The sequence below is a fragment of the Luteimonas viscosa genome (assembly GCF_008244685.1).
Taxonomy (GTDB): domain Bacteria; phylum Pseudomonadota; class Gammaproteobacteria; order Xanthomonadales; family Xanthomonadaceae; genus Luteimonas; species Luteimonas viscosa.
In genome coordinates, this window is sequence record NZ_VTFT01000001.1 from 235,111 (window position 1) to 257,918 (window position 22,808).

21 protein-coding genes are annotated in these 22,808 nt (G+C 70.4%); 9 read left to right on the top strand and 12 right to left on the bottom strand.

Annotated features, from left to right (window positions below):
- The first annotated feature begins 127 nt into the window (after positions 1–127).
- The 7 genes from FZO89_RS01125 (at position 128) to FZO89_RS01155 (ending at position 7,778) form a co-directional block, all read left to right on the top strand.
- A complete protein-coding gene (locus tag FZO89_RS01125; protein ID WP_149101541.1) occupies positions 128–1,633 on the top strand; it encodes an amino acid permease in 1,506 nt (501 codons plus the stop codon).
- A gap of 72 nt (positions 1,634–1,705) precedes the next feature.
- Positions 1,706–3,208 (top strand): Na+/H+ antiporter NhaC, encoded by a 1,503-nt coding sequence (gene nhaC / locus FZO89_RS01130; RefSeq protein WP_149101542.1) that lies wholly within the window; start codon positions 1,706–1,708, stop codon positions 3,206–3,208.
- A gap of 44 nt (positions 3,209–3,252) precedes the next feature.
- Entirely contained in the window at positions 3,253–4,614 is a 1,362-nt protein-coding gene (locus tag FZO89_RS01135; RefSeq protein WP_149101543.1) for a sodium-dependent transporter, read from the top strand.
- 181 nt (positions 4,615–4,795) lie between these two features.
- On the top strand, positions 4,796–5,431 hold the full coding sequence (locus tag FZO89_RS01140; RefSeq protein WP_149101544.1) for a methylthioribulose 1-phosphate dehydratase: 636 nt from the start codon (positions 4,796–4,798) through the stop codon (positions 5,429–5,431).
- A gap of 107 nt (positions 5,432–5,538) precedes the next feature.
- A complete protein-coding gene (locus FZO89_RS01145) occupies positions 5,539–6,096 on the top strand; it encodes a 1,2-dihydroxy-3-keto-5-methylthiopentene dioxygenase (RefSeq protein WP_149101545.1) in 558 nt (185 codons plus the stop codon).
- A 48-nt stretch (positions 6,097–6,144) separates the two neighbouring features.
- Positions 6,145–6,864 carry an acireductone synthase gene (gene mtnC / locus FZO89_RS01150; RefSeq protein ID WP_149101546.1) on the top strand — a complete coding sequence of 240 codons (720 nt, stop codon included), beginning with the start codon at positions 6,145–6,147 and terminating at the stop codon, positions 6,862–6,864.
- The gene (locus tag FZO89_RS01155; RefSeq protein ID WP_149101547.1) at positions 6,861–7,778 is read left to right on the top strand and encodes a C13 family peptidase; all 918 of its coding nucleotides are present in this window, start codon (positions 6,861–6,863) and stop codon (positions 7,776–7,778) included. The genes mtnC and FZO89_RS01155 overlap by 4 nt, the downstream gene beginning before the upstream one ends.
- A gap of 24 nt (positions 7,779–7,802) precedes the next feature.
- Here FZO89_RS01155 and FZO89_RS01160 read toward each other — a convergent pair whose 3' ends face one another.
- Entirely contained in the window at positions 7,803–9,371 is a 1,569-nt protein-coding gene (locus FZO89_RS01160; RefSeq protein WP_262378467.1) for a calcineurin-like phosphoesterase C-terminal domain-containing protein, read from the bottom strand.
- 120 nt (positions 9,372–9,491) lie between these two features.
- On the opposite strand from FZO89_RS01160, the gene FZO89_RS01165 reads away from it, so the two are divergent.
- Positions 9,492–11,303, top strand: a complete 1,812-nt coding sequence (locus FZO89_RS01165; RefSeq protein ID WP_187470997.1) for a sensor domain-containing diguanylate cyclase — start codon at positions 9,492–9,494, stop codon at positions 11,301–11,303.
- Between the two features lie 230 nt (positions 11,304–11,533).
- Here the strand turns inward: FZO89_RS01165 and hisIE are convergent, their stop codons facing one another.
- Genes hisIE through FZO89_RS01210 form a run of 9 tightly spaced genes read right to left on the bottom strand, consistent with a single transcriptional unit; the run spans position 11,534 to position 19,031 of the window.
- Complete coding sequence (gene hisIE, locus FZO89_RS01170) at positions 11,534–12,151, bottom strand: bifunctional phosphoribosyl-AMP cyclohydrolase/phosphoribosyl-ATP diphosphatase HisIE (RefSeq protein WP_149101550.1); 618 nt, start codon at positions 12,149–12,151, stop codon at positions 11,534–11,536.
- A complete protein-coding gene (gene hisF / locus FZO89_RS01175; RefSeq protein WP_149101551.1) occupies positions 12,144–12,917 on the bottom strand; it encodes an imidazole glycerol phosphate synthase subunit HisF in 774 nt (257 codons plus the stop codon). The genes hisIE and hisF overlap by 8 nt, the downstream gene beginning before the upstream one ends.
- On the bottom strand, positions 12,917–13,669 hold the full coding sequence (hisA, locus tag FZO89_RS01180) for a 1-(5-phosphoribosyl)-5-[(5-phosphoribosylamino)methylideneamino]imidazole-4-carboxamide isomerase (RefSeq protein WP_149101552.1): 753 nt from the start codon (positions 13,667–13,669) through the stop codon (positions 12,917–12,919). The genes hisF and hisA overlap by 1 nt, the downstream gene beginning before the upstream one ends.
- Positions 13,666–14,265 (bottom strand): imidazole glycerol phosphate synthase subunit HisH, encoded by a 600-nt coding sequence (hisH, locus tag FZO89_RS01185; RefSeq protein ID WP_149101553.1) that lies wholly within the window; start codon positions 14,263–14,265, stop codon positions 13,666–13,668. The genes hisA and hisH overlap by 4 nt, the downstream gene beginning before the upstream one ends.
- On the bottom strand, positions 14,265–15,341 hold the full coding sequence (hisB, locus tag FZO89_RS01190; protein ID WP_149101554.1) for a bifunctional histidinol-phosphatase/imidazoleglycerol-phosphate dehydratase HisB: 1,077 nt from the start codon (positions 15,339–15,341) through the stop codon (positions 14,265–14,267). The genes hisH and hisB overlap by 1 nt, the downstream gene beginning before the upstream one ends.
- Complete coding sequence (gene hisC, locus FZO89_RS01195; RefSeq protein ID WP_149101555.1) at positions 15,341–16,459, bottom strand: histidinol-phosphate transaminase; 1,119 nt, start codon at positions 16,457–16,459, stop codon at positions 15,341–15,343. Before hisC ends, hisB begins: the two co-directional genes overlap by 1 nt.
- Positions 16,456–17,769: a histidinol dehydrogenase gene (hisD, locus tag FZO89_RS01200; RefSeq protein WP_149103972.1), complete on the bottom strand. Its 1,314-nt coding sequence runs from the start codon at positions 17,767–17,769 to the stop codon at positions 16,456–16,458. Before hisD ends, hisC begins: the two co-directional genes overlap by 4 nt.
- Before the next feature lie 11 nt (positions 17,770–17,780).
- On the bottom strand, positions 17,781–18,695 hold the full coding sequence (gene hisG, locus FZO89_RS01205; protein ID WP_149101556.1) for an ATP phosphoribosyltransferase: 915 nt from the start codon (positions 18,693–18,695) through the stop codon (positions 17,781–17,783).
- Positions 18,696–18,704: 9 nt separating this feature from the next.
- On the bottom strand, positions 18,705–19,031 hold the full coding sequence (locus FZO89_RS01210; RefSeq protein WP_149101557.1) for a YerC/YecD family TrpR-related protein: 327 nt from the start codon (positions 19,029–19,031) through the stop codon (positions 18,705–18,707).
- A gap of 272 nt (positions 19,032–19,303) precedes the next feature.
- Here FZO89_RS01210 and FZO89_RS01215 point away from each other — a divergent pair, with 272 nt between their 5' ends.
- The gene (locus FZO89_RS01215) at positions 19,304–20,422 is read left to right on the top strand and encodes a hypothetical protein (protein WP_149101558.1); all 1,119 of its coding nucleotides are present in this window, start codon (positions 19,304–19,306) and stop codon (positions 20,420–20,422) included.
- A gap of 3 nt (positions 20,423–20,425) precedes the next feature.
- On the opposite strand, the gene FZO89_RS01220 is transcribed toward FZO89_RS01215, so the two are convergent.
- Both FZO89_RS01220 and FZO89_RS01225 read right to left on the bottom strand, forming a co-directional pair.
- Entirely contained in the window at positions 20,426–20,791 is a 366-nt protein-coding gene (locus tag FZO89_RS01220) for a hypothetical protein (protein WP_149101559.1), read from the bottom strand.
- 16 nt (positions 20,792–20,807) lie between these two features.
- Positions 20,808–22,691: an HAL/PAL/TAL family ammonia-lyase gene (locus tag FZO89_RS01225; protein ID WP_149101560.1), complete on the bottom strand. Its 1,884-nt coding sequence runs from the start codon at positions 22,689–22,691 to the stop codon at positions 20,808–20,810.
- Between the last annotated feature and the right edge of the window lie 117 nt (positions 22,692–22,808).

The following is a 22,808-nucleotide window of genomic DNA, read 5'->3' on the forward strand; positions in this document are numbered from 1 at the left end:
CCGGGAAACCTGTCATTCTCCCGCATCCAGCGCCGGGTTGTGCAGTGCATCACCGTTTGGCAAGGTAGCAACAGTAACCTTCGCCGTCGCGCCACGCGGTCTACGTCCACTTTCCAGGGGAGCATCGATGTCGAAGAGTCTGTTCAGGGTCAAGCCGGTCGAGCCGGCGCCGCACGTGGACGCCGGCGAACCGGTCGAGGGCTCCCTCGAGGGCGAAGTAACGCTGAAGCGCACGCTGACGGCGCGGCACCTGGTCCTGCTCGGCGTGGGTGCGGTGATCGGCGCAGGCATCTTCGTCCTCACCGGACAGGCGGCGGCCAACCACGCCGGGCCCGCGATCATGCTCAGTTTCGTGCTCGCGGGCCTGGCGTGCGCCTTCGCCGGCCTGTGCTACGCCGAGTTCGCGGCGATGATGCCCGTATCGGGCAGCGCCTATTCCTATTCCTACGCCACGCTGGGGGAGTTCACCGCCTGGTTCATCGGCTGGTGCCTGGTGCTGGAGTACCTGTTCGCCTCGTCGACGGTGGCGGTCGGCTGGTCGGGCTACCTGGTGAGCTTCCTGACCACCACGCTCGGGCTTCCCTTCCCCGCCGAACTCGCTACCGCGCCCATCACCTGGACGAACGGCGAGTTCGTGCGGACGGCAGGCGTGATCAACCTGCCCGCGGTCCTGATCGTCGCCGCGGTCAGCGGACTGTGCTACGTCGGAATCACCCAGTCCGCGTTCGCCAATGCGATCGTGGTGGCGATCAAGGTGGCGGTGATCGCCGCGTTCCTGGGCTTCGGGTTCCAGTACGTCGACCCGGCCAACTGGACGCCCTTCATTCCGGAGAACACCGGTCCGGGCCAGTTCGGCACCGAGGGCGTGCTGCGCGCGGCGACCATCGTGTTCTTCGCCTACATCGGTTTCGATGCGGTCTCCACCGCAGCCGGCGAGGCCAAGAACCCGCAGCGCGACATGCCGATCGGCATCCTCGGTTCGCTGGCGGTCTGCACGCTGGTCTACATCGCGGTGTGCGCGGTGCTGACCGGCATGACCCACTACTCGCTGCTGGATACCGCCAAGCCCGTCGCCACCGCGCTGGAAGAGGTGATGAAGGCCGATCCGGGCGCGAACATCGGCTGGCTCAAGACCGCGGTCGAGATCGGCGCCATCGCCGGCCTGTCGTCGGTGGTCCTGGTGATGCTGATGGCGCAGCCTCGCATCTTCTACTCGATGGCGCGCGACGGCCTGCTGCCGCGGCTGTTCGGCAAGGTCCACCCGAAGTTCCACACCCCCTACATCGGCACGATCATCGTCGGCGTCGCCGCCTGCCTGCTGGCCGGGTTCATGCCGCTGAGCGTGCTCGGCGAGCTGGTCTCGATGGGCACCCTGATCGCGTTCGCAACGGTCTGCCTCGGGGTGCTGGTGTTGCGCTACACGCGGCCCGACCTGCACCGGCCGTTCCGGGTGCCGTTCTTCTGGGCCATCTGCCCGCTGGGCGTGGTGTCCTGCCTGTTCCTGTTCTTCCAGTCGTTCATGGAGCACTGGCTGATCTTCGTGCTGTGGACGATCCTGGGCCAGGTGATCTACTTCACCTACGGCTACCGCAACAGCAAGCTCAACCTGTCCGCATCCTCACGCTCGGCATGAACACAGAAGGGTTCCGCGGCGCCAGCCAGCGGCCCACGGTCCCCCGCCTCGACCTTCCCTCCAGAGCGAACGATGCGCCAATCCTCCCCGCGTGACCCGAGCCTCCCGCAGGCGCTGGCACCACTGCTGTTCCTGGCCGTCGCGCTGGGACTGGCGGTGTATCTCTACGCCGACGACTCGTCCTACGGCGCCAACCAGATCTCGCTGCTGCTGGCCGCGGGCATCGCCGCGATCATCGGCCTGCGCAACGGCCTGGCCTGGGACGAGATCCAGGACGCGCTGGTGCAGGGCGTGGCGATCGCGGTGGTGCCGATCTTCATCCTGCTGGCGGTGGGCGCGCTGATCGGCACCTGGGTGCTCAGCGGCACCGTGCCGATGATGATCGTGTACGGGATGAAGCTGCTGCATCCGGCCTACTTCTACCCGGCGACCTGCCTGATCTGCGCGATCGTGGCCCTGACCATCGGCAGTTCCTGGACCGTGGCCGGCACCCTGGGCGTGGCCCTGATCGGCGTCGCCCAGGGCCTCGACATGTCGCTGCCGATCACCGCCGGCGCGATCATCTCGGGCGCCTACTTCGGCGACAAGATGTCACCGCTGTCGGACACCACCAACATCGCCCCGGCCGCGGCCGGCAGCGAGCTGTTCGCCCACATCCGCCACATGGTCTGGACCACCGGCCCGAGCATCGCGATCGCCCTGGTGCTGTTCGCGCTGATCGGGCTGGGGAGCCGCGGGACCGGCGAAGGCGCCGCATTCGGCGACCTGCCGGCACTGCTCGAGGCACGGTTCGCACTGGGCTGGCACCTGCTGCTGCCGATGCTGGTGGTGCTCGTGCTCGCGATGCGGCGCTTTCCCGCCTTTCCGACGATCATGATCGGCGCGCTGCTGGGCGCGATGTTCGCGGTGGTGTTCCAGCCCGACGTGGTCGTCGCGCTGGCCGGCGACGAGGCCCTGTCGCGACCGATGGCGCTGCTTTCGGGCGCGTGGACGGCCCTGTTCAGCGGGTACCAGGCCGAAACCGGCAACGCAGCGCTCGACGACCTGCTCAGCCGCGGCGGCATGTCGAGCATGCTCAACACCGTGTGGCTGATCGTCTGCGCCATGGGATTCGGCGCGGTGATGGAGCGCACCGGCCTGCTGGAACGGATGATCCGCAGCGTGCTGAAGGCCGCGCGCTCGACCGGCTCGCTGATCGCCTCGACCTTGGCCACCGCGTTCGGCGCGAACGTCGTCACCGCCGACCAGTACATGTCGATCGTGCTGACCGGCCGCCTGTTCCAGCCCGAGTACCGCAGGCGCGGCCTCGACCCGGTGAACCTGTCGCGTGCGCTGGAAGACGCCGGCACGATGACCTCGCCGCTGATCCCGTGGAACACCTGCGGCGCGTACATGGCCGCCACCCTGGGTGTCGCGACGCTGGACTACCTTCCGTACGCGTTCTTCAACCTGGTCAGTCCGCTGGTGGCGGTGGCGCTGGCCTACGCAGGGTTCAAGATCCTGCGCCTGCCGGCCGCCGACGCGACAGCGCCGCCTCCCCAGCACGCGCCCGACGCGCCAGCGCCCCGCGGCTGATCCCGTTCGCGCGACCCGCCCCGACGCACTTTCCGGATCCATACATGGACAAGACGACTTCCATCCACGGCATGTGGTCCTCGCGCCTGATGTTCATCCTCGCCGCCACCGGCTCGGCGGTCGGCCTGGGCAACATCTGGCGCTTCCCGTACATGACCTCCGACAACGGCGGCGGCGCCTTCGTTCTGGTGTACCTGGGTTGCATCCTGCTGGTGGGCCTGCCGATCCTGATGGCCGAGATCCTGATCGGCCGCCACGGCCGGGTCAGCCCGATCAACACCTTCCGCAAGCTCGCGCGCGAGAGCGGGGTAAGCCGGCACTGGGTGGCGATCGGCTGGATCGGCATCGTCGCCGGCATCCTGATCCTGAGCTTCTACAGCGTGGTGGCGGGCTGGACCCTGCACTACGCCTTCCTCTACGTGAAGCAGCTGGCCGGCGGCGCCGCCATCACCGACCCCGGCGCCACCTTCGCCGCCCTGCTCGCGGATCCGCTGGAGCTGACCTTCTGGCACGCGCTGTTCATGCTGCTTACCGTGGCGGTCGTGGCGCTGGGCGTGGAGAAGGGTCTGGAGCGCGCGGTCCGGTTCCTGATGCCGGCGCTGTTCCTGCTGCTGATGATGCTGGTGGTCTACGGCATGACCACCGGCTTCATGGGCCAGGCCGCCGCATTCCTGTTCAAGCCGGACTGGACGGTGATCACCGGTGGCACCTTCCTCAGCGCGATGGGCCAGGCGTTCTTCACCCTGAGCCTGGGCATGTGCACGATGATGACCTACGGCGCCTACCTGCCGCGCGAAGGCGTGTCCATCGGGCGGGTCGGCATCGCGGTGGCGCTCACCGACACCAGCGTGGCACTGCTGGCGGGCCTCGCGATCTTCCCGATCGTGCTGTCGTTCGGGATCGACCCGGCCGGCGGCGGGCCGGGGCTGATCTTCACCTCGCTACCGCTGGCGTTCGAGACGATGCCGTTCGGGATCGTCTACGGCCTGGCGTTCTTCGGCCTGCTCGCGGTCGCCGCATGGACCTCGTCGATCTCGCTGCTGGAGCCGGCCACCGCGTTCCTGGTGGAGCGGTTCGGGATGGCCAGCCGCAAGCGCGCCGCGCTCGGCATCGCCGGGTTGTCGTGGCTGCTCGGCCTGCTCTCGGTACTGTCGTTGAACCTGTGGTCCGGCGTGCGCATCCTCGACCGCGACATCATGACCTTCATCGAGTTCATCGCCAACGACCTGATGCTGCCGCTGGGCGGACTGCTGATCGCGCTGTTCGCCGGGTGGGCGCTCAATCGCACCATCCTGCGCGAGCAACTGTCCGACATGCCGCCGGTGCTGTTCACGACATGGCGCTGGCTGATGCGGGTGGTCGCGCCGGCGCTGGTGCTGATCGTGCTGGTGCGCGCGGTGGTGTAGGAGCGGTGATTGGTGATTCGTGATTGGTGGCGCCGCCGATCCGGACATGCCGGGTGCCGGCGATCGCTGGCACCGACCGAGCCCTCTTCGGGCGGCGTGGAACCCATGCTCTTGCGAATCACGAATTGCGAATCGCGAATCACGAATCACCAATCCCGGCTTTCAGGCTAGACTTCCGCGCATGAGCGCCCTGCCCTACGACCCCCAGCGCCTGCACGAACTCGCGGGCGAACTGATCGCGAACGTGCGCGAGCTCGCGCAGCTCGGCTGGACCCCGGCCACGAGCAGCAACTTCTCCTCTCGGCTGGACGAACGGCATGCGGCGATCACCGTGTCCGGCCGCGACAAGGGGCGCCTGGTCGAGGACGACATCATGGTGGTCGACTTCGATGGCCGGGCCGTCGGCAGCGACCACCGGCCCTCCGCGGAGACGCTGCTGCACACGCAGCTTTACCGGCGCTTCCCGGACGTCGGCTGCATCCTGCACACCCATTCGCACAACCAGACGGTGGCCTCGCGCATCTTCTCGCGCAGCGTCCGGCTGAAGGGTTACGAACTGCTCAAGGCGTTCCGCGGCAACGAAACCCACGAAGCCGCGATCGAGCTGCCGGTGCTGCCCAACAGCCAGGACATGCCGACCCTGGCCGCGAAGGTCGAGGGCCTGCTCGACCGCGGACCGCTGTGGGGGTACCTGATCCAGGGACACGGACTGTACGCCTGGGGCCGCGACATGGCCGAGGCGCGCAGGCACCTCGATGCCTTCGAGTTCCTGCTGGGCTGCGAGCTGGACCTGCGTCGGATCACCACCGTCCACTGACGGCTGCGTTGCCGCGGCGGAACGCAGGCGTTCCGCCCGCGTCATTCCCTGTTCCCGGGCCGGCTGCTAGCCTGATCGCCTCCCTGCCGTGCCGAGAGCCTGCCGCCATGAGCCGCCTGCGCATCTTCTCCGACCAGAACCCCGACGCCCCCGAGTTCAGCAGCCACGACGGCGACGAGATCGCGCGCGAGCTGGCGAAGATCGGGGTGCATTTCGAGCGCTGGCAGGCGAGCCAGCCGGTCCAGGCCGGCGCCACGCCGGAACAGGTGCTGGCCGCGTACAGGGCCGACATCGACCGCATTTCCGCCGAGCGCGGCTTCACCACCGTCGACGTGATCAGCATCGCGCCGGACAACCCGAAGAAGGAGGAACTGCGCGCCAAGTTCCTCGACGAGCACTACCACAAGGAGGACGAGGTGCGCTTCTTCGTCGACGGCTCCGGGCTGTTCACCCTGCATGTCGGAGACAAGGTCTACGAGATCGAATGCGTGAAGGACGACCTGATCGCGGTGCCCGACGGCACCACCCACTGGTTCGACATGGGCCCGGAGCCGCGCTTCGTGGCGATCCGGTTCTTCGAGCAGCCCGACGGCTGGATCGGCCACTTCACCGGCACCGACATCGCGCAGCGGTTCCCGCGCTACGACGTGCCGACGAAGGGCTGAACCCGTCCTTCTGGCCGGATCCTCCATGCAACGCGCTACGCTATGGCGATGACGACGCCCGCCACGTCCCGCCTGCCGCTGATCCTGACCGATATCGAGGGCACCACCTCCTCCATCTCGTTCGTCAAGGACGTGCTGTTCCCGTATGCGCGCCGCGAGCTGCCGCGCTTCGTGCGCGAGCACGGCCGGGAACCCGAGGTCCGCCGCTGGCTGGACATGGTGGCTCTGGAAAGCGGCGGCCTGTGCCAGGACGCGATGATCGTCGAGACCCTGCAGGGCTGGATCGACGAAGACCGCAAGCACACCGCGCTCAAGGCCCTGCAGGGCATGGTCTGGGCCGCGGGTTACGAAAGCGCCGACTTCACCGCGCCCGTCTACCCGGACGCGGTGGCGGCGCTGCGCCGCTGGCATGCGGACGGGCATGCGCTGGCGGTGTACTCGTCGGGCTCGGTCCCGGCGCAGAAGCTGCTGTTCGCGCATACCGACGCCGGCGACCTGAGCGGGCTGTTCTGCGGCTGGTTCGATACCGGCGTGGGCGGCAAGCGCGAAACCGGAAGCTACGCCCGGATCGCGCGGGAGCTGGGCGTCCCGCCTGCGGATATCCTGTTCCTGTCCGACGTGGTCGCCGAACTCGATGCCGCGCGCGATGCGGGCATGCGCACCACGCTGATCGACCGGCTTGCGGACTACCCGCGGCCGCGCAGCCAAGATGATTCCGGCGGCCACCCGCGCGCGACCGGATTCGACGGCGTCGTGCCGGACGCGTGAGCCTGGCCGGCGCCGCGATACGGCGATCCCGGCGCCCGGTCCGCGCGCCGCGCCGCCTCGCCTGGCTTCTCGCCGTCGCCTGGCTGGCGCTCCACGCCGGGGCGACCGCCGATGAGGCCATCGATGCGGTGGCCCTGCGCGACCGCGCGCTGATCGACGCCCGCCTCGCGCAGATGCCCGTGCAGCAGGCGGGGCGGATCGACCTGTTCGCACTCTCGTTCGCCGGCGACGGCAACGAGGACGTGTTCCGCAACGAGGCCGCCTACTTCGAGACGCTGGCCACGGCACGCTATGGCGCGGGCGGCCGCGCGCTCGCGCTGGTCAACCATCCCGACAGCCTGGCGGCCGCGCCGCGCCCGCTGGCGACGCTCGACAACCTGCGCCACGCGCTGCAGGGCATCGCCCGCAGGATGGATCCGGAAGAAGACCTGCTGCTCCTCTTCGTCACCAGCCACGGCAGCCCCGGGCACGAGCTGACGGTCAGCCTGGCCGACCGGTTCGACACCACGCTGGCGCCGCAGCAGCTGCGCGCTGCGCTCGACGACGCCGGCATCCGCCACCGGCTGCTGATCGTGTCGGCCTGCTACTCCGGTGGCTTCATCCCCGCCCTGGCCGCGCCTGAAACCCTGGTCGTCACCGCCGCGCGCCACGACCGGCCCTCCTTCGGCTGCGGCGACACCGCCAGCGCCACCTATTTCGGGCGCGCGCTGCTGGTCGAAGGCCTCAATCGCGACGGCGGCCTGATCGAAGCTTTCGACTACGCCCGGCGCCAGGTGGCGCGGCGCGAGACGATGGAGGGACACGAATCCTCGTATCCGCAGATCTGGATCGGCGAGGAGATCCGCGCGCGCCTGCACGCCTGGGAGGCGGGCCTGGTGCGCGGCCCCGTGCTGGCCTATCCGCATCCGCTCTAGCGGCGCGCGGGCGGCCCCCCTCCGTCACGGTTCGATCTCGACCAGCCGGTAGACGATGGAGGCGCGATGCTCGTCGCCGTGGTCGTCGAAGGCGCGCACCTCCACCCGGTGCGCGCCCGGCGCCAGGCGGGTCGGCAGCGCGCCACGCCACAGGTGCGGCGAGCGTTCCGCTTCGGGCGAGCGGTCGAAGCTGCGCAAACTGTCGGCCAGATCGTCGCGGACGTTCTCGACCAGCAGTCGCGGGTCCGGCGCCGGGGTCCAGGCCATCGGCAACCAGTCGCCGTCGTCGACGCGGTATTCGACCCGGGTCCCGGCGTGGCCCATGAACACGTTCGCGTAGACGCCCCAGGCGGGATAGGCGCCGCGCCGCAGCAGCTTCGGCACGTGCAGGGCCATCGCATCGGTGCGCGAGAAATCGTCCGCCGGGAGCGTGGTCGGATGCCAGGCCAGCCGGTATCCGCCGTCGCCGGCGATGCGCAAGGTCGCGAAGCCGCGCGGCGTGCCGTCGGCCATCGTCGATACCGGCACGCCGTCGTCCTCGGCCACGCCCGACCAGTACGACCCGCTCATCGCACCGACGTTGTACTCGCGCAGCGGCGCATCGCCCTGCCAGCCCGTGCGTGCATCGTGGAAGAACTGGCGCTGCGCGTGGCGGTGGCCGCTCAGCAACAGCAGTTTCGGGAACCGGCGCAGCAGCGCGAACAGCCGCGCGCGGTCCTCCGCGCGCACGCTGGGTGGACGGTCGCCCTCGGCGGTGTCGAACCAGGGAATGTGGGCCGCGACCACGAGCAGGCGTTCGCGATCGACGTGCTGCAGGTAGCCCTCGAGAAAGGCGAACTGGTCCTCGCGCAGGCCGCCGACGTAGGCCGGGCGGCTGCCCCGCATCGCGACGACGTTGTCCAGCATCACGAACACCGCCTCGTGTTCCTCCCAGGCCCAGGTATCGGGCCCGAACACGCGGCGGAACGTGGCGAGCGAATCGTGGTCGTCCTGCGCGCCGGGATCGAGGTCGTGGTTGCCGGCAACGTGCAGCCAGGGCACGCCCAGCGACGCGGTGGTGCGGTTGATCCCGTCGTACAACGCCAGATCGTCATTGGCGACATCGCCCAGGGTCAGCCCGAGCGCGGCGTCGCGATGCGGCGCGAGCGCGCGCGCCACGACACGGGCGTAGTAGTCGACCTCGCGCGGGGTACCGGCCTGCGGATCGCTGGACACGATCACCTTCAGCCCTTCGCCGCCACGCGCGCTCGGCTGCAGCGCGAAGTCGCAGGATGCGGCTCCCGGCCCACGCCAGAACGCCGGCAACCCGTCTTCGGCGCGGGCGACGGCGAAACCCGGAGGTTTGATCACGAACACGGGCGCCATCGCACCGGCAGGCAGGCGCCAGGCGCCGTTGGTAGCGCTGGAAACGATTTCCCTGCCGTTCGACACGCGCACATCGACCAGACCGCGCTCGTCCGGCTGGCGCAGGCCGTCGCGGTTGCCGTCCTCGAACACCACGCCGCTGCTGCAGGCCCAGGCGCTTGCCGCCAGCGCCTGCGCCAACAGCAGCGACAGCAACGACAGCCACGGGATGGTTCGGCGGTGGCGCACGGTGTCTCCCCACATGGCACGATTTGTCCCATTATGGCGGGCATTGGCGTTACCCCTGTTGCCGACGGGAGCAATGGACGGAAACGCGCAGATGGAATCCGCGACAGGCCGGGGCAGACGATGACGAAGGCTTTGCGATGCATCCTCGCGTGGCTGGCATTGCTGCCGAGCCTGCCCGTCGCCGGCTCCACGCTCGAACTCGCCGACACCGCCACCAGCGCCGGGCTCTCGCCGCACCTCGCCTATCGGCACGACGCCAGCCTTTCCGACCGCCCCGGGGATGCCTGGCGCCGCGTCGACCGCGGCGAATTCGCGCCACTACCGGGCGGCAAGGACGCCTTCGGCTTCCAGAGCGGCGCATTCTGGTTCCACGCCACGATCGTCAACCGCAATGCCGGCGAGCAACGCTGGCTGCTGGTGCAGGAGTATCCGCTCAGCGACCGGATCGAGATGTTCCTGCGCTATCCGGACGGTCGCATGGTGCGGCATGTCGGCGGCGACCACGTGCCGTTCGCCGCCCGCAGCGTGCGCTACCGCCATCCCAACGTCCTGGTCGACCTGCCGGTCGACACCCCGGTGCAACTCCTGGTCCGGGTAGAGAGCGAGAGTTCGATGCAGGTGCCGCTGCACCTGTACACCCAGACCGCGTTCACCGAGGTCTCGCGCGACGCGCAACTGGCGATGGGCCTGTACTACGGCATCCTGCTGGCGCTGTTCTTCTACAACCTGGTGCTGTGGCTGTCGCTGCGCGACGCCAGCTACTTCTGGTACCTGTGCCACATCACCGCCTTCGGGCTGGTGCTGTTCACGCTCAACGGCCTGGGCTTCGAGTACCTGTGGCCGGATTCGCCGTGGATGGCCGACCACATGGTGCCGATCTCGATCTGCCTGGCCCTGGTGGCGATGCTGCAGTTCGCGCGCACCTTCCTCGAGCTGCCGCAGCGGGCGCCGAAGCTCAACGCAGGCACGGTCGGGCTGATCATGTTCTTCCTGGTCTTCGGCGTCGCCTCGATCTGGCTGCCCTACCGCATCTCCACGCCGGTCGCCTCGCGCGCGGTGCTGGTGGGCGTGCTCTGGATCGTGCTGGCCACCATCCACGTGCTGCGCCGCGGTTACACGCCCGCGAGGCTGCTGCTGCTGGCCTGGTCGATGTTCCTGCTGGGCACGGCGATCTTCACCCTGCTCGCCTTCGGCGCCCTGCCCAAGAACTTCGCCACCGAGTACGGCGTGCAGATCGGCTCCGCGCTGGAGATGCTGCTGCTCTCGATCGCGCTGGGCTACCGCTATGCGCAGCTGCGCAACGAGAACCAGCGCATCACCACCGAGGCCAACCGCCAGCTCGAGCGCAACGTGGCCCTGCGCACGCAGGAGCTGCGGCAGGCGCTGTCGCAGCTCGAGGAGGCGCACGTGAAGCTGCAGGATTCCAGCCGCCGGGACGCGCTCACCGGCCTGTACAACCGCAGCTACTTCCATGAAGGATTCGACCGGCTGCTGGCGGAGTGCCGCGACGCGCGCAGGCCGCTGTCGCTGCTGATGGTGGACCTGGACCATTTCAAGTCGATCAACGACCGCCACGGCCATCTCGTTGGCGACGATTGCCTGCGCTGGGCCGCGCGCCGGATCGGCCGGGCGTTGCGCCCGCACGATGCGCTGCTGGCGCGGTTCGGCGGCGAGGAGTTCGTGGTGGTGCTGCCCGACCACGACCTGCGTGCGGCGGTCGCCGTCGCCGAGGACGTGCGGCGCGCGCTGATCGCGGAACACTGGGAGTCGGAGGGCACCCGCCTGGAGATCTCCGCCAGCATCGGCGTGCACACCATCGCGCCGGATGCGTCCGACGACATCGACGACGCCCTCGACACCGCCGACAAGGCCCTGTACGCGGCCAAGGCCAACGGCCGCGACTGCGTGCGCACTTCGATCACCGCGGCATAGCAGGCGGTCGCGGCGCGTGGCGCGCGTCGCCTTGTCGTCCCAGACACGGCGCCTTGTCATCCCAGGCACGGCGCCTTGTCATCCCGGGGCACGGCGCTTTGTCATCCCGAGCGCAGCGAGGGATCTCGAGCTGGCGCCATTACCGGGAGAATCTCTCGCCCGTTCGGGATCCCGGGTCCGACCTCCTGCCGCCTCCGGCACGACGGAGGCGCGAAGCCCCTGCTACCACCTCAGCGGCGCCGCGTCGCGAGTTTCGCCTCCACGTCCGCAAGTCCGAGGCCCCGCGCGCGCAGCAACACCAGCAGGTGGAACAGCAGGTCGGCGCCCTCGCCCAGCAGCGCGTCGTCGTCCTCGGCGACCGCGGCGAGCGCGGTCTCCACGCCCTCTTCGCCCACCTTCTGCGCCATCCGGCGCACGCCAGCCTCGAACAGCTTCGTGGTGTAGCTGCCTTCCGGCCGCTCCGCCGCACGCCGTTCGACCAGGGCGGACAACTCGGCCAGCGTCGAACCCGGCGCCGACGCGAAGCAGCTCTCGCGCTGCAGGTGGCACGTCGGCCCCTGCGGATGGGCGAGCACCAGCAACGTGTCGCCATCGCAGTCGACGTCGACCGAGAACAGGTCCAGGACATGCCCCGACGACTCGCCCTTGGTCCACAACCGGCCCTTGCTGCGGCTGAAGAAGGTCACCCGCCGCGACGACAGCGTCGTTTCGAGCGCGGCGCGGTCCATGTAACCGAGCATCAGCACCCGCAGCGTGCGCGCGTCCTGGACGATCGCGGGCAGCAGGCCACCGCCCTTGTCCCAGTCCAGCGCCGCCAGTGCAGCCCCGGTCGCTCCTGCCTCAGTCACTGCGCACCTCCACGCCGCGCGCGCGCAGCAACCGCTTGAGTTCCGGAATCCGGATCGTACCGCCGTGGAACACGCTCGCGGCCAGCGCGCCGTCGACGTCCGCCTGGCGGAACGCCGCCTCGAAGTGCGCGGGCTCGCCGGCGCCGCCGGACGCGACCAGCGGCACCGTGCACAGCTCGCGCACGACGCCCAGTTGTTCGAGATCGTAGCCGTTTCGCACGCCGTCGCTGTCCATGCAGTTGAGCACGATCTCGCCGGCGCCCAGGCGCTGCGCCTCGACCACCCACTCCAGGGTGCGGACCGAGGGCGCGCGCATGCGGTCCGGATCGCCGGTGTGGGTGCGCACCCGCCACTCGCCGTCCGGCTCGCGGATCGAGTCGATGCCGACGACCACGCACTGCACGCCGAACGCCTCGGCCAGCTCGGAGATCAGCGCCGGCCGTTCCAGCGCCGGCGAGTTGATCGAGATCTTGTCGGCGCCGGCATGCAGCACCGCGCGCGCGGTTTCCACGTCGCGGATGCCGCCGGCCACGCAGAACGGGATGTCGAGCCGCGCCGAGACGCGTTCCACCCAGCCGCGGTCCACCGAGCGCTGCTGCGGCGTGGCGCTGATGTCGTAGAACACCAGCTCGTCCGCGCCCTCGTCGCGATAGCGCAACGCGAGTTCGACGATGTCGCCCATGTCGACGTGGTCGCGGAAGCGCACGCCCTTGACCACGCGTCCGTCGCGCACGTCCAGACAGGGGATGATGCGACGCGCGAGCATCAGCGCGCGCCCACCGCGGCCAGGGCCTGCGGCAGTTGCAGTCTGCCCTCCAGCAGCGAGCGGCCGAGCACCACGCCGGCGCAGCCCTGCGCGCGCGACTGCAGCACGTCGTCGAGGTCGCGCACCCCGCCGGAAGCCTGCAGGGCGAGCCCGGGCACGGCCTCGGCCAGCAGGCGATAGAGCGCCAGGTTCGGCCCGGTCATCATCCCGTCGCGGGTGATGTCGGTGCACAGCAGGTGGCGCAGGCCGCGCGCGGCATAGCGCTGCGCCATCTCCTGCAGCGTGCCGGCGGCGGTCTCGGTCCAGCCGTGCACGGGCAGGCGCCAGATGCCTTCGCGGTCCTGGCGCGTGTCCAGGGCGATGGTCAGGCGCTCGCTGCCGAGCGCGTCGAGCCAGTCGCAGACGTTGTCGGCCTCGCGCACCGCCAGCGAACCGATCACCACGCGTGCGGCGCCGGCGTCGAGGATCCGCTGCACGTCCTCGCGCGAACGCACGCCGCCGCCGGTCTGCACCTTCAGTCCGGTGGCGGCGGTGATGTCACGCACCAGTTGCAGCAGCGTGTAGCCCCCGGCGCGTGCCGCGTCCAGGTCGACCAGGTGCAGCCATTGCGCGCCCTGCTCCGCGTAGGCCCGGGCCAGCGCCAGCGGATCGTCGCCATACCGGGTTTCCTGCGCGTAGTCGCCCTGCGCGAGCCGCACCACGCGCCCGTTTCGCACGTCGATCGCCGGATACAGGGTGAAGGTCGCGTTCATGCGGATTCCATCGACAGGAAGTTGCGCAGCAGCCGTGCCCCCGCTGCGGCCGAGCGCTCGGGGTGGAACTGCGCACCCATGACGTTCCCCCGGCGGACCACCGCGGCGAAATCGACGCCATGGCGGGTGGAGGCGATGCAGTCGGGCGTCGTCGGCGCGGCATAACCATGGACGAAGTAGGCGTACTCCCCGCTGCCGAAACCCGCCAGCAGCGGATCGTCGCCCTGCACCTGCAACTGGTTCCAGCCCATGTGCGGGATCCGGATGCCCGGCGCCGGCTGGAGCCGCCCCACCCGTCCGGGCAGGATGCCGAGGCAGGGCGTGTCGTCCTCCTCGGAATGCTCGAACAGCAGCTGCATGCCGACGCAGACGCCGAGCAGCGGCTGGCGCAACGCACGCAGGGTTTCGACCAGGTCGAGTTCGCGCAGGCGCCGCATCACGGTCGCAGCGGTACTGACCCCGGGCAGGATCACGCGTTCGGCGTCGCGGATCTCGCCCGCATCCGAGGTCAACGTGGCCTCGACGCCGAGCCGGCCCAGCGCATACCGCACCGAACCGATGTTGGCGCCGCCCGCATCCACCAGGGCCAGCCGCATCACAGCGTGCCCTTGGTGCTGGGCAGCTCGACGCCTTCGCGCCGGATCGCCATGCGCAGCGCGCGCGCGAACGCCTTGAAGCAGGCCTCGACCTTGTGGTGGTCGTTCTCGCCTTCGACCTTGAGGTTGAGGTTGAGCGCGGCGGCATCGCAGACCGAGCGGAAGAAGTGCTCCACCAGCTCGGTCGGCATGTCGCCGACGCGCTCGCGACGGAAGCTGCCCTCGAACACCAGGTACGGCCGTCCGCCGAAGTCCAGCGCCGCGCTGGCGAGGGTCTCGTCCATCGGCAGGGTGAAGCCGTAGCGCGCGATGCCGCGCTTGTCGCCCAGCGCCTCGCGCAAGGCCTGGCCCAGGGCGATGCCGGTGTCCTCGATGGTGTGGTGCTCGTCGATGTGCAGGTCGCCCTCGGCGGTGACCGTCAGCGCGAAGCCGCCGTGCTTGCCGATCTGGTCGAGCATGTGGTCGAAGAACGGCAAGCCCGTCGACACCCGTGCGTCCGCGGCACGGTCCAGGTCGAGTTCGACCCGGATCCGCGTTTCCTTCGTGTTCCGCTGCACCACCGCGCGACGCGGCGCGTCGGCCAGCTCGTGCGCGATGCCGGGCCAGTCCCACTCGCCGCCGAACTGCGCGGTGCGCAGCTGGAAGCCGCGGATGCCGAGGTTGCGCGCGAACTGCAGGTCGGTCTCGCGGTCGCCGACCATCGCCGAGCGGTCGAGGTCGATGCCACGGTCGCGCAGGTAGTGCTGCACCAGCCCCAGCCCCGGCTTGCGCGTGGGCGCGTTGTCGGCCGGCCAGGTGCAGTCGACCAGCACCTCGCGGAACACGATGCCCTGGCTTTCGAACACCTGCAGCATCAGGTCGTTGGGGCCGTCGAAGGCGGCGCGCGGATAGGCCTCGCTGCCCAGCCCGTCCTGGTTGCTGACGATCACGAACTCGAAGCCGGCATCGCGCAGCCGCAGCATCGCCGGGATCACGTCCTTCACGAACCTCAGCTTCTCATAGGCGTCGATCTGGAAGTCTCCGGGCTCCTCGATCAGGGTGCCGTCGCGGTCGACGAACAGGATCTTCGTGGCCATCAGGCGGCTCCCCGCCCGTGGGCAGCGATCCGGGCGGTCGCGGGTTCGAGCGCCGACAGCACGGCGAGTACGCGATCGTTCTGTTCCGGCGTGCCGATGGTGATCCGCAGCGCGTCGCCGAGGCCGCGCGCGGCGCGCTGGTCGCGCACCACGATGCCAGCCGCCAGCAGGGCGCGGAAGGCCGCTTCGGCGTCCCGGAACCGCACCAGCAGGAAGTTGGCCTGCGAGGGATACACGCGCAGCACGCCCGCGAGCGCGTGCAGGGACTGCCGCAGCCGCACGCGTTCGCGGCGCACATTGCCGACACGCTGCGCCGTGGCCACGCGGGCCTCGGGCGAGAGACCGGCGACCGCGAGCGCGGCGCACGGGGACGGTACCGGATAGGGCGCCTGGCAGCGGCGCAGCGCGGCGATCAGGCCCGGGTCGGCGATCGCCACGCCGATCCGTGCCGCCGCCAGGGCATGGGCCTTGGACAGCGTCCGCAGCACCACCAGGTTGGGAAGCGCGTCCAGCAGGGTGGTGGCGGACGGCGCTTCCCCGAACTCGGCATACGCTTCGTCGACCACGACCAGGGCGCGTCCCGCCAGCCGCCGTGCGAGCGCGGCGATATCGCCGAGGGCGATCGCGCCGCCGCCCGGGTTGGACGGCGAGCACAGGAACACCAGCTTCGCGCCACGCACCGCGGCCACGTCGCCGATCGCCTCGAAATCGGGCACCAGGCCCGCCTGCGGGTCGTCCAGCAGCGGCACGTCGATCAATGGCGCGCCCTGCAGTCGCGCGCTCACCGCATACATGCCGAAGACCGGCGAGGTGACCACCACGCCATCGCGACCGGGCACGCAGGTGGCGCGGACCAGCAGGTCGATCGCCTCGTCGCTGCCACGGCCTATCAGCAGCTGCTCCGCCTGGACTGCGTACAGCGCAGCCAGCATCCCGCGCAGATCGGCGGGCTGGGGATCGGGGTAGCGTCGGCAGGTGCCATCGCCATCGGCCGGATTGGGCCAGGCGGATTCGTTCGCGTTGAGCCAGATCTCGCCGTCCAGCGCTTCGCTGCGCGCCGAGCTGTAGCCGGCGAAGCCCTGCAGGTCCTCGCGCAGCAGGTCGGTCACGGCGTTCACGCGGCCTCCTGCGCGGATCCCGCGCGGCCCATGCGCAGGCGCACCGCGCTGGCATGCGCTTCGAGTCCCTCGGCCTCGGCCAGGGTGACCGCGCAGGCGCCGATGCCGGCGATGCCGGCCGCACTGGCGGCCTGCACGCTCACGAAGTTCTGGAAGCTCGCCACCGACACCCCGCTGCAGGCGCGCGCCGCGCCGTTGGTCGGCAGGACGTGGTTGGTGCCGCTGCAGTAGTCGCCCAGCGCCTCGGGGGTGAAGTCGCCGAGGAAGACCGAGCCCGCTGCATCCACCCGGTCGAGCCAGGCGCGCGGTTCGCGCAGCGCGAGGATCAGGTGTTCCGGCGCGTACGCATTGCTGATGTCGAACGCATCCCCGAGTGCCTCGACCCGCACCAGCCGCGAGCCCGCCAGCGCCTGCCGGGCGATGTCCGCGCGCGGCAGCGCCGCCAGCTGGATGGCCAGCTCGCCCTGCACCGCATCGAGCAACGCGTCGCTGTCGCTGAGCAGCAGCACCTGCGAATCCGGTCCGTGTTCGGCCTGCGACAGCAGGTCGGCGGCGACGAACGCGGCATCCGCACCCGCGTCGGCGATGACCAGGACTTCCGAAGGCCCGGCCGGCATGTCGATCGCGGCCGATCCGCCCTGCGCCACCTGCTGCTTGGCCTCGGTGACGTAGCTGTTGCCGGGTCCGAACAGCTTGTCGCAGCGCGGCACGCTGGCGGTCCCGAACGCCATCGCCGCGATCGCCTGCGCGCCGCCGAGCTTGAACACGCGATGCACGCCGGTCAGTTGCGCGGCGAACAGCACCGCCGGATCCGCGCTTCCGTCGCGCCGCGGCGGCGTGCACAGCACGCGCTCGCGGCACCCGGCCAGGCGCGCGGGAACTCCCAGCATCAGGGCCGTCGACGGCAGCGGCGCGCTGCCGGCGGGCACGTACAGGCCCACGCGCGCGATCGCGCGCACCATCCGCTCGCAGACCACGCCCGGCGCGGTCTCCACCGAATACGGCTGGACCATGCCGGCGCGGTGGAAACGTTCGATCCGCTCCGCCGCATCCACGATCGCGCTCCGGAGCGCCGGCGACAACGAAGCCGCGGCGGCCTCGTACTCCGCCTCGGCGACTTCGAAGGCATCCGGCGCCACCCCGTCCAGGCGCGCGCTGATCTCGCGCAGCGCCTCGTCTCCGCGCGAGCGCACCTCGTCGATGATCGCGGCAACGGTGTCGCGCGTGCGACCGGCGACCGCCTGCACCGGCCGCTGCAGCGCAGCTTCCCGCGCCGCGACGTCGAGCGCCGGCCAGTCCAGCCGCTGCACCAGTTCCGCGCTCACGCCAGCATCCTCTCGACCGGCAGCACCATCAGCCCGCGCGCGCCGGCCCGCTTGAGATCCTCCAGCCGCTGCCAGGTCATCGCGCCGTGGCACAGCGCCTGCAGCGCCAGGGTGTCGGCGCCGTCGACCTGCAGCACGGTGGGCTGCTCCGCGTCGGGCAGCATTTCCAGCAGCCCCGGCACCTCGTCGCGCTGCGCCTGGAACAGCAGCAGGCGGCTGTCCTTCAGCCGCAGCACGCCGTCCAGGCGCCGCAGCAGCATCTGCGCCAGTTCACCACGGATATCCGCGAACGGCTGCACCGGGCCGGCCAGCACCGCCTCGCTGCGCATGATCGTCGCCACCGGCTTGAGCTGGTTGGCGAGCAGCGTGCCGCCGCTTGAAACGAGGTCGCAGATCAGGTCCGCCTGCCCCAGCCGCGGCGCGATCTCGACCGAGCCCGACAGCATCACCACGCTCGCCTCCACCTCGTGCTCCGCCAGCCATTTCGCGAGCAGGCCGGGATAGCTGGTCGCGATCCGCCGGCCCTGCAACTGCTGCGGGCCTTCCCATTCCCAGGCCTCGGGCACCGCGATGTCGAGCCGGCAGCCGCCGAAGCCCAGCGCACGGACCTCCTTCGACACCTGCGCCCTGCCCTCGCCCGCGCGCAACGCGGCCTGTTCGTCGAGCACGTTGCGGCCGACGATGCCGTAGTCGCAGACGCCGTCGGCGAGCAGGCCGGGGATGTCGTCGTCGCGCACCAGCAGCAGGTCGACCGGCAGCGTTTCGCCGTAGCAGAACAGCCTGTCGCGGCTTTCGCGCCACGACAGACCGCACGAAGCCAGCAGCGCCCGTGCGGGGTCGCTCAGGCGACCGGATTTCTGGATCGCGATGCGCAGGCGATCGCGCGCCGCGGGAACGGCCGTAGGGCTCATCTCGGGTCCTCAGTGGCTCTGGGCGAGCCGGGGGTACTGGCGCTTGACCGCCGCGGCATAGCCGCCGGCGCCATGTTCGAGCGTGCGTGCGACCCGGCCGATGGTGGTCACGCTCACCAGGGTGCGCTCGTGGATCTCGCGGTACGGCACGCCCTGCAGCAGCATCGGCACCACACGCCAGCGGTCGGCCATGGCCTCGAGCTCGGCCGGGGTGCACAGGTCGCGCAGGAAGGCGCCCACGTCGTCGACCCGCTCCAGACCGGCAAGCGCCTTGGCCAGCGCCCTGAACGAGGCGTCGGCGTCGGAATCCGGCAAGGGTTCGATGCGCTGCTTCATCGCGTCAATGTAATAGCGCGTTATTACATTGTCAATATCTCGCGACGGTTCCCGGTGCCTGCTGGACACGCCCCGGGCCGGGCTGGAGAATCCGGGGACCCCGCCCGGAGTGTCGCCAGACAATGGACATGCGACCGGCAGCCGCGACTTTCCTGTTCTGCGCGATGGTGTTCACGATGCCGTTGCCCCAGGCCGCATCGCGCTCGTCCACGCCCGAAACCGCTGTTCCTGAGCGCACATCGATCCGGTCCGCGGCCGAGCTGGATGCCTGGTTGGGGCGCCAAGCCGGCAGAACCACGCCGCTGGATGCCCTTGCACTGGGCGCGCGCGAACGCTTCCTGCTGAGCCTGGTCTGGGGAAGCCGCGGCCTGGGAAGCTTCGATCCGGACGTCCTTGCCGATGAACTGCCGCAGCCGCGGATCGATGCGATCCTGCAACTGTTCGGCGACGAGGTCGCCCGCCACGCACCCCGCAGCCGCCTGCCTGCAGGCACCGCGGAGTCCCGCCCGGCCGCGACGGACCGCATCGGTCCACTGGAGCGGCGTTACACCGATTTCTACCGGGTGACGCGGGAACAGCATGGCCCGGATGCGCCCAGCCTCGTCGCCCAAAGCTTCGACGCGCTGCTGGCCGATGCTTACGACCCGCGGCAACTGCAGGATCTCGACGAGCGCCACCTGGCGATGCTGTGGAACGCCGCCCGGACCGTGGCCGGACTGGCCCCTTCGCCACGCCACGTCGAGGCGATGGAAGCGGTGTTCGACGAAAGCGTCCGTCGCTCGCGTGGACAACCACCCGCAGAGCGCGTCCGTGCGATGCGCAACGCGCTGCTCGCGTCGCACCGTTTCGACGCTGCCCGGCAGCTGGGCGTCCGCTACCCCACCGCGGCATTGTCGCCATTGCCCGCCTTTATCGAGCCGACCGGCGACCACAGCTCCATGCGACACGGCATCTGGCGCATGTCGGGCGACGGCAGTCGGCTGCAGTACGAGTCGCTCGACCTACGCGGCACGCGCATCGTGGTGACCGCCGGTTGCCACTTCTCGCTCGATGCCGTCGCCGACATCTCCGCCGACCCGGTACTCGGCCCCGCATTCGCAGGCCACGCCTACTGGCTGATGCAACCGCCTGGCGTGGAGGACATCGATGCGGTGCGCGAGTGGAACCGCCGCTTTTCCCGGGCTCCGGCGTTGATGATCCACGATCGCGAGGGATGGCCGATGCTCGCCGACTGGCCGATGCCCGAGTTCCATGTCCTGCAGGACGGCCGTATCGTGGACAGCCTGACCGGATGGCCCCGCGGCGACGACGGCCGGCAGCGCGAAGCGCTCATGGGGATGTTGCGGCGTGCGGGCCTGATCGGGCACGTGCGGCCCCGCCGCGCCCCCTGACGATCAGGGCGAGGCCCGCTTCCGCCGCTGCAGCAGGGCCCAGGCCGCGACCACGCCGCACAGGGCGCCGGCCCAGGCCATGAACACGCGCGCGCCGAGGAAATCGGGATCGTGCATCTTCGCCAGCGCGACCCGCGCGTACAGCGGCGACTCGAGCCGCACCACGCCGAGATAGAACAGGTTCCAGCTGTCGATCCCCGCGGCGATCGCGATCGCGCTGACGCAGGCCCAGCCGATGGCGCGGGCTTCGCCCCACCCGGCGCGCCGGCACAGCCAGCGCCAGAACCCGAAGCACAGCATGCCGATGGCGAAGGCGATCAACGCCGATTCCATCACCCCGGGCCAGCCGGAATGGAGGGGCAGGTTCATCGCCGCCCGCTGGCGTTCAGCGCCCGATCGCCGCGAGCAGGCTGCCGTCCGCGACCAGGGCCACCGCCGCGGCCACCTCGCCGTCGAGCGCGCGGTCGCGGTCGAGGAAGGCGATGCGTTCGCGGATCGCCGCGTGCGCCGCCGCGACCGCGGTCCCGGGATGGAAGGCATCGGCCGCGGCCAGTTCCGCCCGCAGCGCCTCGACCTCGCGCAGGAAGTGCGCATGCCGCGGGTCGCCGTCGCCCACCCCGTGCACCTTGCGCGCGAGCGCGGCGGCGTCGGCGCGGCGCGCCAGGTCGCGCGCGGCGTTGATCATGTCCAGGCGCAGGTCCAGCGCCTGCGCCGCGGTGTACAGCTCCAGCGCCAGCACCTTGCCCAGGTCGTCGGCCATCGCCAGCACGTGGCGCGCCTCGTTGGTGCCCATCGACACGTGGTCCTCGGCATTGGCGCTGGTCGGGATCGAGTACACGCTGGCCGGGTGCGCGCGCGTGGCGAGGTCGTTGACGATCGCCGCCGCCGTGTACTGCACGATCATGTAGCCCGATTCGGTGCCATCCTCGTTGCCGATCAGGAAGGCCGGCAGGCCGTCGCTGGTAGCCGGATCGACCAGCTTGTTGAGCCGCCGCTCGCTGATCGAGGCCAGCACCGAGATCGCGGCCTTGACCCCGCTCATCGCAAGCGCCAGCGGCATGCCGTGGAAATGGCCGGCCGAGATCACCTGTTCCTCGACATGCTCGGCCTGCCTGTCGGGGAACACGAGCGGGTTGTCGGTGACCGCGTTGAGCTCGATGTCGAACACCCGCTTGGCGTGTTCGACGCAGTCGCGCACCGCCCCGTGCACCTGGGGAATGCAGCGCAGCGAATAGCTGTCCTGCGGCTGGTGCTTCTTGCCGCCGCGGAACGGCATGAAGCGTGCGTAGAACTTCTCGCGGCCGTGGCGCTGGTCGCTGGGCACCCAGTCCCAGCCGATGTCGAAGCCCAGGCGCTGCGCATCGGGCGTGTCCCAGCTCGACGGCAGCCACGGGCGGAAGCGCGGCACCAGGTGGTAGGGAATGTCGGCCAGGGTGGAGCCGTCGAGCAGCTCGCGCAGGTGCGTCGCCGTATGCACCTGGCCCGGGTGCGGGCGCAGCGCGTGGACCTCCTCTGCGAACGCACCGAGCCGGCCGGCGAAGGCGTCGATGGTCATCGCCGCGGCGAGGTCGGCGGTGTCGAGCAGGCGGTCGAGGCGATACAGCGCCAGCACGCCCGTCGCCAGCATCTGCGCGGTGCCGTTGTTCAGCGCCAGCCCTTCCTTGTACGACAGGCGGACCGGTTCGATGCCGGCGGCCTTCAGCGCCTCGCCGCCGGGAATGCGTTCCCCGCCGTAGAAGGCTTCGCCGCCGCCGAGCAGCACGATCGCCAGGTGCGACAGCGGCGCCAGGTCGCCCGACGCACCGACCGATCCCAGCGCCGGCACGACCGGCACGATGCCCGCGTTGAGCAGCGCGGTCAGCGCCTGCAGGGTCGACACGCGGATGCCGGAATGGCCGCGCAGCAGCGTGTTGATGCGGATGCACAGCATGGCGCGCACGATGTCCGCCGACAGCGGCTCGCCGACGCACACCGCGTGGGTGACGATCAGGTTGTGCTGCAGTTCCTCGTGCAGCGAGCGGCCGGAGCGGATGGCGCCAGGCAGTTCGTCGCGCAACGGATGCGCGCCCAGCAGCTTGTCGGCATTGCTGCCGAAGCCGGTGGAGACGCCGTAGATCGGCTCCTCGCGCGCCACCTGCGCGGCGAGGAAATCGGCGGCGCGCGCCACGTCGCGCAGCGAGGCCTCGTCCAGCGCCACCTTCGCGCCGTGCGCGACCATCACCAGCTGGTCGCGGGTGAGCGACCTGCCGTCGAGCAGTACCGGTTTCATCGTTCGATCGCCATGTTCTTCATCCGGATTGCGTGCCGCCGTGGTTCCGAACGCGGTGGAAGGAGCTTTGCACACCGCAGCGGGTCACTCCGTCATTTGCCGCGGTTCCGGCGACGA